This window comes from Phyllobacterium myrsinacearum (genome assembly GCF_002980555.1).
GTDB lineage: Bacteria > Pseudomonadota > Alphaproteobacteria > Rhizobiales > Rhizobiaceae > Phyllobacterium > Phyllobacterium myrsinacearum.
On sequence record NZ_PVBT01000004.1, the window covers coordinates 399788 to 417676 of the forward strand.

The following is a 17889-nucleotide window of genomic DNA, read 5'->3' on the forward strand; positions in this document are numbered from 1 at the left end:
ATAGGCAGAATTGAATATTCTCATGAACAAGCGCGCTGTTTTCAAAAGCTGGTGGTTGCCCGTCCTCTTTGCATTGCCGCAACTCCTGCTCATTTTGTTCTTTTTCTATTGGCCGGCCATTTCGGTTTTCAACTGGGCTTTCACTCTGGAACCCGCCTTTGGCGGCGCGGGCGAACGTCTCTTCGTTGGTTTTGACAATTTTCGCGAAGTTTTCGCTGACAGCGAATATTGGCGCTCCGTGTCCCTGAGCCTGTTCTTTGCGTTCACGGCGACCGGACTGTCGATGTTCATCGCCTTTATCCTCGCGATCTGCGTTGACCGCCAGCTGAAGGGATCGAGCCTGTTCCGGTTCTTTTATATCTGGCCCTATGCCATTGCCGCCCCGGCGGTGGGCCTGGCATTCCGCTTCATCTTTGCACCGGAAAGCGGCCTGATCGCGGTGGTGAACACCTGGTCGCCCGATCTGTGGAACCCAGCCAAGTATGGCAGTCACGCCATGATCCTCGTCATCATCTGCTTTGCGTGGAAGTGGATCGGCTACAACTTCATCTTCATGACGGCCGGCCTGCAATCCATCCCGCGCAGCCTGCTTGAAGCATCGTCCATGGATGGCTCTGGCCCGGTGCGCCGCGCGCTCGATATCCAGATTCCGCTGCTGGCGCCAACCCTGTTCTTTCTTCTGGTTCTCAATCTGACCGAGAGTTTTGTCGGTCCAGATACATTCGGTATCGTCGATCTGACCACCGAAGGCGGACCCAACAAGGCGACTGATGTCATGGTCTACCGCATCGTCAGCGAAGCCTTCCGCGGCCTGAATTACTCCGGCGCAGCGGCCCAGAGCCTCGTCCTGATCGGACTCATCATGGTGTTCACGTTCATCCAGTTCCGCTTCGTCGAGCGGCGCGTGCATTACAAGTAGGATTCCGGCGATGATCGAACGCACACCCATACTCAACGCCATTACCTATCTCATCATGATCCTGGGGCTGATCCTCATCCTTGGGCCGTTCTGGATGATTTTCACGGCCTCCACCCAGTCGCTGCAGGAGGTCACGGCCGTGCCCTTCAACATGACGCCCGGCGGCGATTTCCTGAAGAATGTTCACGCTGCCTGGGATCGCGCCAATCTTGGCCCGGCACTGCTCAACAGCCTCATCACTTCGCTTCTGGTCATGGCGGGCAAGATCGCCCTGGCGGCGCTGAGCGCTTTCGCCATCGTCTATTTCAAGAGCCCGCTGCGTCACGTCTTCTTCTGGATGGTTTTCATGACGCTGATGCTGCCGCTCGAAGTGCGCGTCATCCCGACCTACAACATCGCTTCGGATGTGTTCGAACCGGTTCGCTGGATCATCCAGACCGTCACCGGCATCGAATTGTCATTGCAGTGGAATCTGCTCAACTCCTATTCGGGTCTGGTCCTGCCGCTGATTGCGACGGCGACAGGCACGTTCCTTTACCGGCAGTTCTACATGACGCTCCCCGACGAACTGGCAGAGGCGGCCAAGATGGACGGCGCGCGGCCACTGCGCTTCTTCATCGATATCCTGCTGCCGCTGTCGCGCACCAATATGCTGGCGCTGGCAACAATCATGTTCGTCTATGCATGGAACCAGTATCTCTGGCCCAAGCTGATGACCACCGATGCCAGCTACCAGACGGCCATGGTCGCCATGCGCGCGCTGGTGCCGTCCGTCAACGCCCTGCCTGAATGGAACGTCTCCATGGCCGGCGCCCTCATCATCATGTTGCCACCCCTGGTCGTCGTTGCTGTCCTGCAACGCTGGTTTGTCCGTGGCCTGGTTTCGACCGAGAAATAAAGGAAGTAGCAATGGCTGAAATTGGCATCAAGGACGTGCGCAAGACCTATGGCAGCACGCAGATCCTGCATGGCGTCGACCTGAATTTCAAATCCGGCGAGTTTGTCGTCATTCTCGGACCCTCCGGCTGCGGGAAGTCGACATTGCTGCGCATGATCGCGGGCCTTGAAGAAATCACCTCCGGAGAGATCTCGATCGATGGCAAGGTGGTCAATAATCTTGAGCCGCGTGATCGCGGCTGCTCGATGGTGTTCCAGAACTACGCGCTCTATCCGCATATGAATGTTGCCGCCAATATCGGCTATGCCCTGAAGGTTGCCGGTGTTCCGCGCGCCGAGCGCGACCGGCGCATTGCAGAAACGGCCAAGATCGTCGGGCTGGAAGAATTGCTCGACCGCAAACCGGCACAGCTTTCCGGCGGCCAGCGGCAGCGTGTCGCCATGGGCCGCGCGATCATCCGCGAACCGAAGGTGTTTCTGTTCGACGAGCCGCTGTCCAATCTCGACGCCAAGCTGCGCGTGCAGATGCGCGTGGAAATCCGCCGCCTGCACAAGCGCCTGTCGGCAACCTCGGTCTTTGTCACCCACGATCAGGTGGAGGCGATGACCCTGGCTGACAAGCTGATTGTCATGAACAAGGGCCATGTGGAACAGGTTGGCACGCCGCTTGAAATCTACCACCGTCCGCGCACGCGGTTTGTCGGAACTTTCATCGGCTCGCCCGCGATGAATTTCTTCGACGCGACTATTGCTGCAGGCGGCGATCATGTGCTGCTGGATGGTATCGTGCAGGCAATCGACCCGGTGCTTGGCGGCCAGAACGCGGGGACCGCGGTTTCCGTCGGAATTCGTCCCGAACATTGCCGTCTCGTTCCCGCCGGTACCGTGAACAGTGTTCCGGCCAATGTCGATTTCATCGAAGAACTCGGCTCCGGCCGCATCGTTCACGTGGAGATTGACGGGCTGAGCTTTGCCGTATCAGTTGAAGAAGATCAGTTCTTCGAGCAAGGCGCGGTTGCAGGTCTGCAGTTGCCCTCTGAACATATTCATCTGTTTTCGCAGGAAACCGGTTTGCGCCTTGACGATGCTCCGGCAGCGGCGCGTCAACCAGCCTCGAAAACAGTGGCTGCATAACCCGACTTGAAAGGATCAAATATGAGCTCGGATTCAACCATTTCCGCCGTTGGCTTTTGCACCTACACGGGCAAGGGCAATTTTGACACGCTGGAAGACGCCCTTCGTACCATTGCCGGTCTCGGAGCCAATGCCGCCGAATTGTCGTTGTACGGCGAGGAAATCATCTCGGGCGGCCGGATTATTCCGGGACGCGCCGAACGCCTGACCGCGATCACCCGCCAGTTCGACCTGCGCTACAGCGTGCATGGCCAGATCGTCTCCAATTTCATGGACCGCGAGCACCTGGAGTACCAAAAGGCCGTTGTTCGCGCGATGCTGGAGCTGTGCAATCGCGTTGAAGCGGGCATCCTCGTGCATCACAGCGGCAGTGCCAAAATGCCGGCCCAGTCGCGCATCGCCGATCTCGACAAGATGGAGCGCGATGCGCTTGCCGAAATGGCTGAAATTGCCAAAGGCTATGGCGTGCGGATTGCCTTGGAAAACATTTTCGCGGTCACCGATGCGGAGTATCGCCAGACACCGGCGCAGGTTGGCGAAACCGTGCAGGCTATCGGCAGTGCCAATGTGTGCGGTCTCATTGATTTCAGCCATGCCTACATCGAAAGCACGCGGCTTGGTCTTGACTGGCGTGAACAGATCAAGGCGATGGCACCGGTCACGGGGCATCTGCACGTGCATGACAGCTTCGGCCGTCCCTACAACAGCATGACCAAATTCTATCATCCGGCTGAGGCAACGGCGCTTGGCATTGGTGACCTGCACCTGCCGATCGGCTGGGGCGACATTCCCTGGGAAGAAATTTTTGAGGAGCTGACGTTCCTGCCCGACACCATGCTGATCATGGAAATCGTCGAGAACCGGTTTGCCAATGAACAGGCCGATTGCCTCGCGCGTGCGCTCAAACTGGCCGAGATCGCCAACAGCCGCCGTCTGGCCGCTTAGGTGAAAGCGGCGCGGCCGGCTGGTTGACCGCGCCCCTTGCTTCTGGTCACAATGGCAGTCATCGGGACCGGCTGTTGCCGGTCTCTTGCTACTGGGAATTGTGAACATGGCTGACCATATTCTGTTTGTTGCAAATGATGCCGCTGAATGGACCAGGACCGAGCCCGGCGTCAGCCGCCGCATCATGGCCTATCTGCCGGAAATGATGCTGGTGGAAGTGCAGTTTGAAAAGGATGCTGTCGGCTCGCTGCATTCGCATCCGCATATCCAGGCAAGCTATATCGCTGAAGGACGTTTTGAAGTCACGATTGACGGCGTCAGCCAGGTGCTGGAACAGGGCGGCAGCTTCATCGTCCCGTCCAATCTCGTCCACGGCGTCAAGGCGCTGGAAAAGGGCCGCCTGATCGACAGTTTCTCGCCCTATCGGGCGGAGTTCCTGGCCTAAGCCACACGCTCAATTTTCATGCTGCCACCGCTTGACAGCATCCTTGCGATAGGCAAAACTGAAACCGGTTTCACTTTGCGCCGGACGGACGTTTGACCTTTGATCTGACCATATTGGCGCCGCACATTCCTTTCCTCGTGAAAGGTGCGGTCCTGACAGCCGAGGCTTGCGTGCTGGCGCTTGCCGGCAGCCTGTGCATTGGCACGGTCGTTGCGGCGCTGGTCACATCGGCGTCGCCGCTTCTCTCCCGCATTGCCTATGTCTATGTCGATCTGTTCCGCAACATTCCGTTCATCGTCCAGCTCTTCTTTTTCTTCTACGGCCTGCCGGAGATCGGCATTTACATCGATGCGTTCACCACGGGTGTTATTGCGCTCTCGATCGCGGGCGGCGCTTTTACCTCGGATGTGATCCGGTCCGGAATCCTGTCGATCGATCCCGGCATTCTGGAAGCCGCCGAAGTCAGCGGGCTTTCCAAACCGACGATCTTCCGCAAGATCGTCATGCCGATTGCCTTGAGGACCTCGGTGCGGCCCCTGGGTTCGGTTTTCGTCAATCTCATCCTGACATCGTCGATCCTCTCGACGATCACGCTGAACGAATTGACCGGTTCGGCCAAGATCGTGGCATCGGATACATTCCGGCCCTTTGAAATTTATGCGGTTCTGCTTGTCGCCTATGCCTGCCTGACCTATCTGGTCTCGCTCGCCATCGGCGCGTTGCATCGCTATCTCAACCGTGATCAGACAGAGGCCGCCTGATGCGTTATACGGCGTTCACCTCCTATGACATCGTCCTGCTCGCGCAGGGGCTGGGTGTTTCCCTCGCGCTTTTCCTGGCAACGACAATCATCGGCCTTTTCATCGGCTCTCTGTGGGCGGTCATCCGGTTCTATCGCATTCCCGTGCTGGCGCAGATCGTGGCTGTCGTCGCGGAAGTGCTGAAAAACTCCCCGGTTCTGGTCCAGCTGTTTCTCGTGTTCTTCGGCTTGCCCGCTTTTGCCAAGATCAACGTAACGCCGGTCGAGGCGGCGGTGATCACGCTGTCGGGCAATACGGCGGCATTCGTCTATGTCATTGCCGTGTCGGCGATCGAATCCATCGGCCGCGACCAGATCGAGGCCGCCCGGGTTTTCGGTCTGTCACGCTGGCAAATTCTTCGCCGCATCATCGCACCGCAGGCCATGGCCTTTGCCATCGGTCCGCTGACCGGTCTTCTCGTGAACCAGCTGCAGGTGACATCGCTGATATCGGTGATCGGCGTGGTGGACCTGACGAAGATCGGCAATATTCTCAATCTGCGCACGCTGAAACCATTCATCGTCTGGGCTGTCGTCGGCGGGCTTTACTATGTCATGGCCAAGCTCGTCGCCTTTGGCGGAGCCAGACTGGAGAAGCGGTTGAGGGCGCACACCGCATGGAAGGGTCTGTGAAATGATCAGCGTAAGAGGAGTACGCAAGGCGTTTGGTTCTGCGACCGTACTCGACGGAATAGACCTTGATGTGCATAGCGGTGAAGTCGTGTCCATTCTCGGCTCCAGCGGCTCGGGCAAATCGACCCTGATCCGCTGCATGAACGGCCTGGAAAAGCTCGATGGCGGGCGTATCACCATTGACGATTTCGACGTGTCGCGCCCGAAGGAGCTGTCGGAAGCGCGCAAGCGGTCGGCAACGGTCTTCCAGCTTTTCAATCTCTACCCCCACATGACGGCCGTGCAGAACATTGCGCTGGCGCCGGTGGAAGTCCTGAAAATACCGCGCAAGCAGGCGGAAGCCGATGCGCGCACACTTCTGGACTCCGTCGGGCTGAGTGCCCGTGCCGACGCTTTTCCGGCGCAGCTCTCCGGCGGGCAACGTCAGCGTGTCGGCATCTGCCGGGCGCTCGCCATGAAGCCGCGCTATCTCCTGCTCGATGAAATCACGAGTGCGCTCGATCCCGAGATGACCTCGGATGTGCTGGCCATTCTCGCCAAGCTCGCCCATGACGGAACGACGATGGTTTTCGTCACGCATGAAATCGAGTTTGCCCGCACCATCTCGTCGCGGATCGTCTTTCTCGACAAGGGACAGCTCGTCGTCGACCTGCCGACCGCTGAGTTCTTTGCAGCCGATGGCGGCATGGCCAAGCCACGCATCGCCCAGTTTCTCTCCAAAATGCGTAAAGACTGACAATGATCCTGATTGCGAACAACGAGGCTTGGCCGGGTTTTGCCAGGAGCGTCGAGCTCCTCAAGCAGGAGGCGCATGGCCTCGACGCCATGGTTGCCGGTATCAGCGAAGTCGAGCGCGAAGTGAAGGTCCGCAGTGTCGGTTATGGCGGCTGGCCCAACATGCTCGGGCGCATGGAGTTCGATGCGGGTGTGATGAATGGCACGACGCGCGATGTCGGCGCTGTCGGTGCCGTCCCCGATACGCTGCCCGTTGCGGCGCTCGCGCATGAAGTGATGAAACGATTACCGCATGTCATGCTGACCGGCGATGGCGCCCGCCGTTTTGCCACGGAAATCGGGTTTCCGCTCGATGAAACGTTATATGAAGACAGCAAGCGCGTCTGGTGGGAGCGGTTGCAGAAGGAATTGACACCGGAGGAGCTGGCAGCCTTTCCTGATATTCCGCTCGCGCCCTTGAGCCGCACCATTACCGACCCCGAACGGGTCCGCGATACCACGGTGTTTCTGTCGAAAGATTCCGCCAACGGTATTCACGCGGTCACGTCCACCTCCGGCTGGGCCTGGAAATATCCGGGGCGCCTCGGCGATTCGCCCATTGCCGGTGCCGGGTTCTACGCGGACAGCCGTTATGGCGCCGCCGCCTGCACCCATACGGGTGAAATGACCATCCGCTGCGGCACGGCCCGCAGTATCGTGCTTGCCATGCGCTTCGGACATTCGCTACGGGAAGCGGTCGATTTGGCGATGGAAGACCTCGCACAGCTGACCACCGGATTCTTGGCTGGCGTGGTCATTCATGCAATCGACGCCAAGGGCAATCACGAGGTGGCAAGTTTCCGCTGCGACGATGAAATCAAATACTGGTTCTGGGAAGCCGGGATGGAGGAACCCGAACGCCGGCTTGCCCGAAAATATGATCCGCAACAAACAACACAAAGGGGACATTCATGAAACGGTTCATTGGAAAACTGGCCGCGCTCGCGCTGACCGGCGCACTGGCTTTTACCGGCGTGGCGCATGCCGGGAAGATCGACGACATCCGCGCGCAGGGAAAGGTCCGCATCGGCGTGTCGCTGGGCGGCGAGCCCATCGGTTTCCGCGACGACAAGAACAACCCGGTCGGCTATGACGTCGATGTGGCAACCATGCTGGCGGCCAAGCTCGGCGTTCCCGTCGAGTTCACCGACGTTTCCGGCGATGCCCGCGTGTCCATGCTGGTCTCCGGCCAGCTTGATATTGTGGTGGCCAATACCTCGGCGACGCTGGAACGCGCCAAGACCGTCAATTTCTCGATCCCCTACAACCGTGCCGGCCTGCGCGTCATCGTGCAGAAGGATGCGGGTATTGCCAAGCTGGAAGACCTGGCGGGCAAGAAGGTGGTCGTTGGCCGTGGCACAACAGGCGAAAGCTTCCTGAAGAAGAGCGTGCCGACGGCGGAACTGGTCTATACCGACAATTTCTCGCCCGATGGCGTGCTGCTCCTGCAGCAGAAGCGTGTTGCCGCGGCGATCGAGGACTCGTCGCTGCTCGACTATCTCGCCACCAAGAACGACAATCTGGTAACCTTGCCCGGTCTCTATTCCAACGATCCGATCGGTATTGCCGTTGCCAAGGGCGATCCGGAATTCGTCCGCTGGCTTGATATGTTCGTCTCCGACTACATCCAGTCCGGCGCCTATGATGCGAATTACAAGAAGTGGTGGGGCGAAAAAGCCAACCCGCCGGCGCTGACGCCGCTCTGGTAATATCAAGGCAAGGGCCGGGCATTGTTCCCGGCCTTTGCTTTTCGCTCAGGAGCTTGACCGCGCGACGAAGTAGGTTGGCACCTGGATGAGTTTCTCGCCAGCGTTGAACAGGGCTGGCTCCCGCAGAAACTTGAGGATTTCATCGATATAGGCTGCTTTGTCATAGCCGATGGATGAAATCGGATAGGCCTCGTATTCCGCCAGGGTCACGTCGTCGAAGCCATAGAGCCGGAATGTCCGCGGCCGGTTGTCGGGAAACGCGTTGCGGTGCACATCGAGAACGCCCATGGCCATCGCGTCGGAGGTGCAGAACACCGCGTCGGCTGCCTGCCAATCGGATGACGATGCCACATGGCGGCCGCTCTGGTAGGAATAGTCGCCGCGCAGCTCCGCGACCAGCCTGATCTCCTGGCGCTGCAGTTCCGATTTGTAGACGGCGATACGCGTCTGTTCGACCGGCGAGGCGGACCGGCCTGTCACCAGCAGCGCACTGCGCACGCCCTTGTTTCGGGCATCCGTGACAGCCGCGGCGATCCCCACCTGTTCATCGGGAATAATGGCGGGGGAACTGGCATCCCGCATGCCGTTGAGCATCAGGACGCTGTCGTTGCGGAACATTTTGCGCACCGTTTCCGCATCGGCGAAATCGGAGAACACGAGGGCCGCATCGACGTGATAGGCAATGCCGTTGCGCAGGAACTCGTCAATCCGTTCGGCCGAGCCGACGCGAACAAAAATCACCTGTTTGCCGATGGACTGGATCTGGCTGATCAGGAGATCGAACAGGTCGAGATCCGACAGATCATGGATGTGGTTGACGATGACGGCTACGAGATTGACGGTCTTTGTCGTCAGGCTCCGCGCCAACAGGTTGGGTTTGAAGCCAAGCTTGGCAGCCGCTGCCAATACCCGCTCCCGTTTGTCCGCCGAAACGGGTCGCGGTTCACTTGACAGCGCCCGGGACGCGATGGCGCGGGAGACGCCCGCCAGTTCGGCGACATCCGCAATGGTCGGCAGGGTGTGGCGCTTGCGCGGATCGGTCATGGATATCGGCATCCTTCATGTCTGATCCGCTCTTTGGTGGTGCCAAAAACGACGCACTGATAAGCAGCCGGCAGGAAGCGAGGATCAATCCATGCTTACCTGCTTCTCCCTCAGCACTTCAATAGCAAAACACACGTCTAACGCCGGCCAAGCGTCCGGAACGTCATCTCCAGACTCGATTGTGTGCCGGCGGTTGGCCGGTATTCCAGCCCGACAAATCCAGTGTAGCCGTTATCAAACAGCCACTGCAGGGATTTTGACAATTCCAGTGTGCCGCTGCCGGGCTCGTTGCGGCCGGGATGGTCGGCAATGTGGACATGAGCAACGCGGTCGATCCGGCTTTTGAGCACCTCTGCCGTCGCTTCTCCCATGACGAGAGAATGATAGATATCGTAGACAATGCGGATTTCCGGACGGTTTACTTCATCGACAATATCAAGACCTTCAACCGTTGAATGAAGAAAATAGCCCTTGTGGTCGATGAGCGTATTGAGTGGTTCAAGCCCCAGCACAACGCCGGTTCCAGCCAGCACATCGGCCGCCTGTGTCAGGCAATCGACCAAGGACTGGTGCTGTTCCGCCCGGGTGCGGCTGGGAAGATCATCGCCGGCCTGCGCGATGAGTACCCTGGCACCCAGACGGTTTGCCATTTCGGCGCTGGCCCGCAGGCCAACCAGAAAGGCGTCGTGGGATGCAGGATCGGTCAGCGGAATCATTGGCTCCGCGACGAGACTGGATAAAGCGAGCCCTGTTTCCGCCAAGGCCTTCTCGACAGCCGGTATGTCCTTCTCCGTCCATTTCCAGAACTCCACCGCGTCAAGCCCGGCATCCCTTGCCAAACGGATGCGGTTGGCGAAATCGGGCGATTCGGGAGTGAACAGCCACTCGATACATGCCGAATACTTCATCGCTTCCCCCTTGCCGGTTTTGTTCTCCTGCTTGCCATATTCGGGCTAAGCCTTCCAGCCATTTCACCTGATCCGGGGTCAGATTGATGTCGGGTGCGGAAAGACTGTCCTCAAGCTCGCCAAGCGTGTGGGGACAGAACAGTCTTGATCACTCATTCGAGCAGCGGCTGAGCAGAGCGCGGCAGCCGTTGACAATGCGGACGCCCGGAATTTAAGGCTTACTGCTGGAATGCCACGCGGATTTGCGCGGTGTTCAGATTGAGAATTGTTATTGATCATATAATATTATAAATAATAATCAGGGAGGAACTGGCGAAGCAGGTTGCACCGCGGAGCAGTGGAATTGATCAATATTTGCTGCCGCACCAAGAAGCAAACCGCCAGTCGCAGGGATACAATTGGTAGAGAACGAACTCAGCAATTATGATTTTCGCACGGCGGGTCATTCGCGGACGCATCACGGCCACGTGATGCGCGATCTTGGCCTGCGGATCGTCAACGGGTCCTATCCCGAGAACAGCATTCTGCCGGGGGATGCGGAACTGCTTGAGCGCTTTGGCGTGTCGCGCACCGTTCTGCGCGAGGCGTTGAAGACCCTGGCGGCGAAGGGACTTATCCAGCCCAAGGCCAAGATCGGCACCCGCGTGCTGGAGCGCTCCAACTGGAACCTGTTCGATCCGGATATTCTCGTGTGGCATTTCGAGGCCGGCGCCAGCGCCGCCTTCCTATCGAGCATCGTGGAAATGCGTCTGGCGCTGGAGCCGGAGGCCGCAGGCCTGGCGGCCCTGCGGCGCACCGAAGCGCAGCTTGCAAAACTCTACGAATGGGTTGAGGAGATGGGCAGCACGCGGGAATCGCCCGCACACTTCGTCCACAGCGACCTGCAGTTCCACATTGCCATCGCGGAAGCCTCCGGCAATCCGTTCATGCGCTCGATCAGTGCCCTGATCGAGGTGGCGTTGGTGACAACCTTCACCATCAGCTCGCCCATACCCAACACCGAGCGTCACATGCATTCGGTTGCACGGCACAGGGCGATCGCCGATGCCATCAGGGACCGGGACGTGGCGGCAGCCAAGGAGGCCATGCGCGGGGTCATTCAGGATGGTGCCGAGCGCGTCCTCGCAGCTTCGGGCACGGACTAGAGCCCTAGACCCATCCGCCGTCGACGATGAAGTTCTGGGCGGAACACATTCTGGAATCATCCGATGCGAGGAACAGCGCCATGCGGGCGATATCATCCGGCATGACACGTCCAGCCAGGCATTGGCTGCGGTCGATCAATTCATTGGCCGCATCGTCGACCCACAGATCGAGCTGGCGCTGGGTCATCACCCATCCGGGCACGAGTGTGTTGACGCGGATAGCGTGCTTGCCGAGATCGCGGGCAAAGGAGCGGGTGAGGCCGTGGACGGCCGACTTGGCAGAGGCGTAGCCGGGATATCCTCCCGACGCCATCATCCAGCCGACGGAGCCGAAGTTGATAATGGAACCGCCACCGGCGGCAATCATTGCCGGTGCGACGGCCTGGATGGCGAAAAACATGTGGCGCAGGTTCACGGCGATGCGCTGATCGAAATATTCCGGTGTCACCTCACGCCAGTCATGGCGTGTGTCATTGGCGGCATTGTTCACGAGAACCGTTGTCGCGCCTTGGATGTCCTCGATTGCGCGGATCGTCCTTTGATAGGCACCGATATCCGTCACATCGGCGGGGCGAAACGTCACGCTGCCGCCCGAGGCATTCAGTTCGTCAGCAAGTTTTCTGCCCTCCGCTTCGGCAAGATCAACAAATCCCACCCTGGCGCCTTCCGCTGCAAAGGCGCGGACGATCATCTCTCCAATGCCTGTGGCGCCGCCGGAAATGAAAACCGGCTTGCCGGACAAGCCGGGATAGCGTGCGAAAACGGTCGGTGTCATTGTCATCATCTATACCGATTATGGTTGCGGGCAGGGCGTGCGAACCTGTCTGGCAGTTTTGCCGCTTAAAGTGCAGCCACTTTCACCTTCACCGGTTTTTCCATTTTCAGCGGATTGCGCAAGGGCAGGCCGAAGGCAGGCGCTTCGATTTCAAAGACGTCGCCATTCTGCGTCTTGATGCCATCGGCGAAGGACAGTGTCGCGGTTCCGAACATGTGGACATGGACATCGCCGGGCTGGCGGAAAACCGGATATTTGAAATGGTGATGTTCCAGATTGGCAATCGTGTGGGACATGTTGTCTTCACCCGACAGGAACGGCTTTTCCCAGATCGCCTTGCCCTTGCGCAGGATCCGCGAACTGCCGCGAATATCGGCTGGCAGATCCCCGACGATCAACTCCGGCCCCAGGGAACAGGGGCGCAGTTTGGAGTGGGCCAGAAAGAGGTAGTTCACCCGCTCGGTGACATGGTCGGAGAATTCGTTGGCCAGCGCAAAGCCGATCCGGAACGGCGTACCGTCGGAACCGATCACATAGATGCCGGCAATCTCCGGTTCTTCGCCGGCGTCTTCGGCAAAGGCCGGGGACAGAAGCGGCTGCCCCGGCCCGGTCAGCATCGTGCCATTGCCCTTGTAGAACCATTCCGGCTGCACGCCGGTCTGCCCCTTCTTCGGCTTGCCGCCTTCGAGACCCATGCGGAACATCTTCATCGAATCGGTCAGGGCCTCTTCCTTGGCGTCGCCGATCTTGCGGTGCATGGCATCGCGCGTCGCGGCGGACCCAAGATGGGTCAGCCCCGTTCCCGTCAGATGGATGTGGGCGGGATCGTGCGTATCGATGGGCGACAGCAGCCGCCCTTCGGCATAGGCGGCCTCGATGTCGAGCCCTTTTCCCAGCCCGCGCTCTTCGACGATCCTGGAAAGGGAGGTCCTGGCTTCAATGGCCGCGTGCGCGAGTTCGAGAATCGACCGGGTCCGCTTCACGTGCCGGAATGTATTGTCCACCCGTGCGGCAACCTGCCTCTTTCCCTTGGCATTGAGCAATTGAACCAAATTCACGTCTGTCCTCCCGGGATTTATCGTGTGAAGCAGGCGCGGCTCCACTTCATTCTTGACTTGAAACGCGCGATTTTTAAAAATACTATAATAGTATTATATTGATGTAAACGGTTGCGGGTCTTGATTTCGAACCGTGCTGCCGCGCCGCCGGAAAAGACTTTTTATTGTGCTTCGTAAGGCCTATTCCAAAAGTCATACTTTTGAGATAAGTGTTGTAAGGATCGTGCTCTGGGAGGAGCTGGCGGCTGACATGAAAACGATTCCGCCCGGAAAACATGCTCGACTAAAATAGCGTCCATTAGGGAAATTGGGAGGATACCAGTGAAAATGTTTAAGATGGTTGCTGCAGGCCTGATCGCGCTTTTTGCGATGGGTACGCAGGGTTTTGCTCAGGACAAGGGCGCCGTTGGCATTTCGATGCCGACTAAATCCTCCGCACGCTGGATCGCTGACGGAGACAATATGGTGAAGGCGCTGAAAGAGCGCGGCTACAGCACCGATCTGCAATATGCGGAAGATGACATTCCAAACCAGCTGGCCCAGATCGAGAACATGGTCACCAAGGGTGTGAAGGTTCTGGTCATCGCGGCCATTGACGGCACAACGCTGTCCAATGTGCTGCAGCAGGCGCATGACGCGAACATCAAGGTCATTTCCTATGATCGCCTGATCCGCGATTCCGGCAATGTCGACTACTACACGACATTTGACAACTTTCAGGTTGGCGTTCTCCAGGCTGGATCTCTCGTGAAGGCGCTCGGCCTTCCCGAGGCAAAAGGCCCGTTCAATATCGAACTGTTCGGCGGCTCGCCCGACGACAACAACGCGTTCTTCTTCTATAATGGCGCCATGTCCGTGCTTCAGCCTCTGATCGACAGCGGCAAGCTCGTTGTCCAGTCCGGCCAGACCGGTATGGACAAGGTGGGTACGCTGCGCTGGGATGGTGCTGTCGCCCAGGCCCGCATGGATAATCTTCTTTCCGCCTACTACACGGACAAGAAGGTCAATGCTGTCCTGTCGCCCTATGATGGTCTGTCGATCGGCATCCTGTCATCGCTGCGCGGCGTCGGCTACGGCACCAAGGACCAGCCGTTCCCGTTCGTTTCCGGGCAGGACGCGGAAGTTCCCTCGGTGAAGTCGATCATTGCCGGCGAGCAGTATTCGACGATCTACAAGGATACGCGTGAGCTGGCCAAGGTGACATCGAACCTCATCGACAAGGTGCTGAAGGGTGAGCAGCCGGAGATCAACGACACCAAGACCTACAACAATGGTGTGAAGGTCGTGCCATCCTATCTCCTGAAGCCGGTGGAAGTGGACAAGACCAATTGGAAGGACATCCTGATTGGCGGCGGATATTACACCGAAGCCCAGATCAAATAGGACTTGGATATCCGGCAAACCCTGCGCATCATTGCGCAGGGTTTGTTGTTACGCGGGCAGTGGCACATGCGCAGAATATTCCGCTGGTGTGCAGCCGCCGGTTTTCTGTAAGCTTGCAAAGAGAAACGCCATCTGGGCCTATTATGCGGCTCGCAGGCGTCGATGAGGATCTGCATGGATACTATCCTCGAAATGCGCAACATCACCAAAACCTTTCCCGGGGTGAAAGCGCTCAACAATGTCAATCTGAATGTCCGCAAGGGCGAAATTCACGCGCTTGTCGGCGAGAACGGTGCGGGAAAATCAACTCTCATGAAAGTGCTCAGCGGTGTCTATCCGCATGGCAGCTATGAGGGTGAAATTCACTATAACGGGCAGGAACAGCACTTTCGCGATATCGGCGACAGCGAAGCGAAAGGCATCATCATCATTCATCAGGAGCTGGCCCTTGTCCCGCTTCTGTCCATCGCCGAAAACATTTTTCTGGGCAACGAACCGGCAAAATTCGGCATTATCGACTGGCATGCTGCGGAAATCCGCACGCGGGCGCTGCTCAAGAAGGTGGGCCTGCGCGAAGATCCGCAGACGCTGATCACCAATCTTGGCGTCGGCAAGCAGCAGCTGGTGGAAATCGCCAAGGCCCTGTCGAAAGAAGTCGAACTGCTCATTCTCGATGAGCCGACGGCCAGTCTCAATGAAAAGGACAGCGATGCACTGCTTGAACTGCTGCTGGAGTTCAAGGCGCAGGGCATTTCGTCGATCCTGATTTCCCACAAGCTGAACGAGGTCGGCAAGGTTGCCGACCGCATCACCGTGCTGCGCGACGGGGCGACGATTGAAACGCTGGACAAGGATGCGATTTCCGAGGACCGGATCGTGACCTCCATGGTCGGCCGCCAGCTTGCGGATCGCTTTCCCCAGCGCGAGCCCGATATCGGCGAGATCGTCTTTGAAGTGAAGGACTGGGTGGTTCATCATCACGTTCACAGCGACCGGACCGTCATCAACGGCATCAGTCTCAACGTTCGCAAGGGCGAGGTGGTGGGGATTGCCGGGCTGATGGGGGCAGGGCGCACCGAATTTGCCATGAGTGTCTTCGGCAAGGCCTATGGCCGCAAGATCAGCGGCGAGGTTTTCATCAAGGGCAGGAAAGTGGATGTTTCGACCATCGGCAAGGCGGTCGATAACGGCATTGCCTATGTCACGGAAGATCGCAAGACCTACGGGCTCAACCTGATCGACCACATCAAGCACAACACCACCATCGTCAACCTCGACGGTGTCTCGCATGGCGGCGTGCTGGACGATATGGCGGAATTGAAGGTGGCCAATGAATACCGCCGCAAGACCAATATCCGCTCATCCAGCATCTATCAGAAAACCGGCAATCTTTCCGGCGGCAACCAGCAGAAGGTCGTCCTGTCGAAATGGCTTTTCGCCGATCCGGATCTGCTGATGCTGGACGAGCCGACCCGCGGGATCGACGTCGGGGCAAAATATGAAATCTATTCCATCATCAACCAGCTGGTGAGCGAGGGCAAGAGCGTGCTGATGATCTCGTCGGAAATGCCGGAGCTGCTCGGCGTCTGCGACCGGATCTATGTGATGAACCAGGGCAGGATCGTCGGCGAAATGCCAGCCAAGGAAGCAAGCCAGGAAAAGATCATGCGCGCCATTATCCGTGCCGAAGGGAAAATATCATGACCGTTGAAACCGCAGCCAACCCGGCGAAGACCGAAACCAAGACGGACGGGTCACCCATGAAGGGCAATCTGCGCGAATACGGCCTGGTGCTGGCGCTGATCCTGATCATGTTGTTCTTCCAGTTCACCACGAACGGCACGCTGTTCCGGCCGGTCAACCTGACCAACCTCGTCCTGCAGAACAGCTATATCATCATCATGGCCCTCGGCATGCTGCTGGTGATTGTCGCCGGCCATATCGATCTGTCGGTGGGGTCGGTCTCGGGATTTGTCGGCGGGCTTGCCGCCGTGATGATGGTGCAATGGCATATCCATTATATCCCGGCGACGATCCTGTGCCTGGTCGTGGGCGGGCTCATCGGCGCGGCGCAGGGCTATTGGGTCGCCTATCACAAGATTCCGTCCTTTATCGTGACCCTGGCAGGCATGCTGGTCTTCAAGGGCCTGGCCCTGTGGCTTCTCGGCGGCCAGTCCGTCGGACCGTTCCCGCCGCAGTTCCAGTTGCTGAGCTCGGGTTTCATTCCCGACATCTTCGGCGGCGCCGGTTTCAACATCACCTCGATGCTGGTCGGCATCGTTCTCGTGGCGCTGATGATCTATTTCAGCCTGCGCGGCCGGGCCAAGCGCGAGAAGCACGGCTATCAGGGCGAGCCGTTCGCACTGTTTGCCGCCAAGAACCTCATCATTGCCGGCATCATCCTGTTCCTGACCTACCTGCTGTCTTCCTATAAGGGATTGCCGAATGTCCTCATCGTCATGTCGCTGCTGATCGCCCTGTTCGTTTTCGTCACCAAACGCATGACCGTGGGGCGGCGCATCTACGCCATGGGCGGCAATGAGAAGGCGGCAAAACTGTCCGGTATCAAGACGGAACGGCTGACCTTTCTGACCTTTGTCAATATGGGCGTTCTGGCAGCGCTGGCCGGGCTGATCTTTGCCGCCCGTCTCAACACGGCAACGCCGAAGGCCGGTCTCGGCTTCGAGCTTGACGTGATCGCCGCCGTCTTCATTGGCGGCGCTTCGGCGATGGGCGGCGTCGGGCAGGTGATGGGGGCCGTCATCGGCGCCTTCATCATGGGCGTCATGAACAATGGCATGTCGATCATGGGCGTCAACATCGACTGGCAGCAGGTGATCAAGGGATTGGTCCTGCTCGCGGCGGTGGTGTTCGACGTTTACAACAAGAACAAGGGGTAAAACGCCCGCTCTGTTCCGAATGCAACAGCCCGGTCCCAAGCCGGGCTGTTTGTTTTCACGCCCTGAGTCGGCTCATTTGGTCAGCCGACGCATCTTCATCGCCGGAAAAACCGGGATCGGCACGCCTGGGCAGGTGGAAAACAGCCTATGGTTAACGGATTATAACTGTCACATTTCCCCTCGCGGAACGCGAAACGCCCGTATTCATTGGGTTCTTTGTCTGGTGGTTGTTGGGTTATCCCCAGGGGTTGTTTGGTTTGCTTGAGAAAGTTTTGATTTGAGCGTTTTTTTTGGAAAGGCGTGTTGACAGTTTTGGTTGGTGGGGTCTATATACCGACACAACGAGGGCGGGGCGCCGCTGGCGGTTGCTGAATGCGCCCTAAAGGAAGCTCTGGTTTGAGATTTCGGATTGTTGCGCGAG

At 58.4% G+C, this 17889-nt stretch carries 18 protein-coding genes; 14 read left to right on the top strand and 4 right to left on the bottom strand.

Annotated elements, in window-relative coordinates:
* Window positions 1-22 precede the first annotated feature (22 nt).
* The 10 genes from C5750_RS16500 to C5750_RS16545 all read left to right on the top strand — a co-directional run bounded on the left by C5750_RS16500 (window position 23) and on the right by C5750_RS16545 (window position 8255).
* Window positions 23-919: a carbohydrate ABC transporter permease gene (locus C5750_RS16500; RefSeq protein ID WP_105734990.1), complete on the top strand. Its 897-nt coding sequence runs from the start codon at window positions 23-25 to the stop codon at window positions 917-919.
* A gap of 10 nt (window positions 920-929) precedes the next feature.
* Window positions 930-1817: an ABC transporter permease subunit gene (locus tag C5750_RS16505; protein WP_105734991.1), complete on the top strand. Its 888-nt coding sequence runs from the start codon at window positions 930-932 to the stop codon at window positions 1815-1817.
* A gap of 11 nt (window positions 1818-1828) precedes the next feature.
* Window positions 1829-2950 (top strand): sn-glycerol-3-phosphate import ATP-binding protein UgpC, encoded by a 1122-nt coding sequence (locus tag C5750_RS16510; RefSeq protein WP_105734992.1) that lies wholly within the window; start codon window positions 1829-1831, stop codon window positions 2948-2950.
* Window positions 2951-2971: 21 nt separating this feature from the next.
* Entirely contained in the window at window positions 2972-3895 is a 924-nt protein-coding gene (locus tag C5750_RS16515) for a sugar phosphate isomerase/epimerase family protein (protein ID WP_105734993.1), read from the top strand.
* A 106-nt stretch (window positions 3896-4001) separates the two neighbouring features.
* A complete protein-coding gene (locus C5750_RS16520) occupies window positions 4002-4340 on the top strand; it encodes a cupin domain-containing protein (RefSeq protein ID WP_105734994.1) in 339 nt (112 codons plus the stop codon).
* Between the two features lie 92 nt (window positions 4341-4432).
* On the top strand, window positions 4433-5101 hold the full coding sequence (locus C5750_RS16525) for an amino acid ABC transporter permease (protein WP_105734995.1): 669 nt from the start codon (window positions 4433-4435) through the stop codon (window positions 5099-5101).
* Entirely contained in the window at window positions 5101-5772 is a 672-nt protein-coding gene (locus tag C5750_RS16530; RefSeq protein WP_105734996.1) for an amino acid ABC transporter permease, read from the top strand. The genes C5750_RS16525 and C5750_RS16530 overlap by 1 nt, the downstream gene beginning before the upstream one ends.
* Before the next feature lies 1 nt (window position 5773).
* A complete protein-coding gene (locus C5750_RS16535) occupies window positions 5774-6508 on the top strand; it encodes an amino acid ABC transporter ATP-binding protein (RefSeq protein ID WP_105734997.1) in 735 nt (244 codons plus the stop codon).
* Between the two features lie 2 nt (window positions 6509-6510).
* Window positions 6511-7461, top strand: a complete 951-nt coding sequence (locus C5750_RS16540) for an isoaspartyl peptidase/L-asparaginase (RefSeq protein ID WP_105734998.1) — start codon at window positions 6511-6513, stop codon at window positions 7459-7461.
* Window positions 7458-8255, top strand: a complete 798-nt coding sequence (locus C5750_RS16545; RefSeq protein WP_105734999.1) for a transporter substrate-binding domain-containing protein — start codon at window positions 7458-7460, stop codon at window positions 8253-8255. Before C5750_RS16540 ends, C5750_RS16545 begins: the two co-directional genes overlap by 4 nt.
* A gap of 45 nt (window positions 8256-8300) precedes the next feature.
* Here C5750_RS16545 and C5750_RS16550 read toward each other — a convergent pair whose 3' ends face one another.
* Window positions 8301-9299, bottom strand: a complete 999-nt coding sequence (locus C5750_RS16550; protein WP_105735000.1) for a LacI family DNA-binding transcriptional regulator — start codon at window positions 9297-9299, stop codon at window positions 8301-8303.
* Between the two features lie 137 nt (window positions 9300-9436).
* Window positions 9437-10207, bottom strand: coding sequence for a TIM barrel protein (locus C5750_RS16555; protein WP_105735001.1), 771 nt, complete (start codon window positions 10205-10207; stop codon window positions 9437-9439).
* A 470-nt stretch (window positions 10208-10677) separates the two neighbouring features.
* On the opposite strand from C5750_RS16555, the gene C5750_RS16560 reads away from it, so the two are divergent.
* Window positions 10678-11352, top strand: coding sequence for a FadR/GntR family transcriptional regulator (locus C5750_RS16560; protein ID WP_105735046.1), 675 nt, complete (start codon window positions 10678-10680; stop codon window positions 11350-11352).
* Window positions 11353-11356: 4 nt separating this feature from the next.
* Here C5750_RS16560 and C5750_RS16565 read toward each other — a convergent pair whose 3' ends face one another.
* Both C5750_RS16565 and araD1 read right to left on the bottom strand, forming a co-directional pair.
* On the bottom strand, window positions 11357-12127 hold the full coding sequence (locus tag C5750_RS16565; protein ID WP_105735047.1) for an SDR family NAD(P)-dependent oxidoreductase: 771 nt from the start codon (window positions 12125-12127) through the stop codon (window positions 11357-11359).
* Window positions 12128-12192: 65 nt separating this feature from the next.
* Complete coding sequence (gene araD1 / locus C5750_RS16570) at window positions 12193-13185, bottom strand: AraD1 family protein (RefSeq protein WP_105735002.1); 993 nt, start codon at window positions 13183-13185, stop codon at window positions 12193-12195.
* Window positions 13186-13512: 327 nt separating this feature from the next.
* Here araD1 and chvE point away from each other — a divergent pair, with 327 nt between their 5' ends.
* The 3 genes from chvE (at window position 13513) to mmsB (ending at window position 17468) form a co-directional block, all read left to right on the top strand.
* Window positions 13513-14568: a multiple monosaccharide ABC transporter substrate-binding protein gene (gene chvE, locus C5750_RS16575; RefSeq protein WP_105735003.1), complete on the top strand. Its 1056-nt coding sequence runs from the start codon at window positions 13513-13515 to the stop codon at window positions 14566-14568.
* A gap of 174 nt (window positions 14569-14742) precedes the next feature.
* Window positions 14743-16272 carry a multiple monosaccharide ABC transporter ATP-binding protein gene (gene mmsA, locus C5750_RS16580; protein ID WP_105735004.1) on the top strand — a complete coding sequence of 510 codons (1530 nt, stop codon included), beginning with the start codon at window positions 14743-14745 and terminating at the stop codon, window positions 16270-16272.
* Entirely contained in the window at window positions 16269-17468 is a 1200-nt protein-coding gene (mmsB, locus tag C5750_RS16585; RefSeq protein WP_105735005.1) for a multiple monosaccharide ABC transporter permease, read from the top strand. The genes mmsA and mmsB overlap by 4 nt, the downstream gene beginning before the upstream one ends.
* Window positions 17469-17889 lie beyond the last annotated feature (421 nt).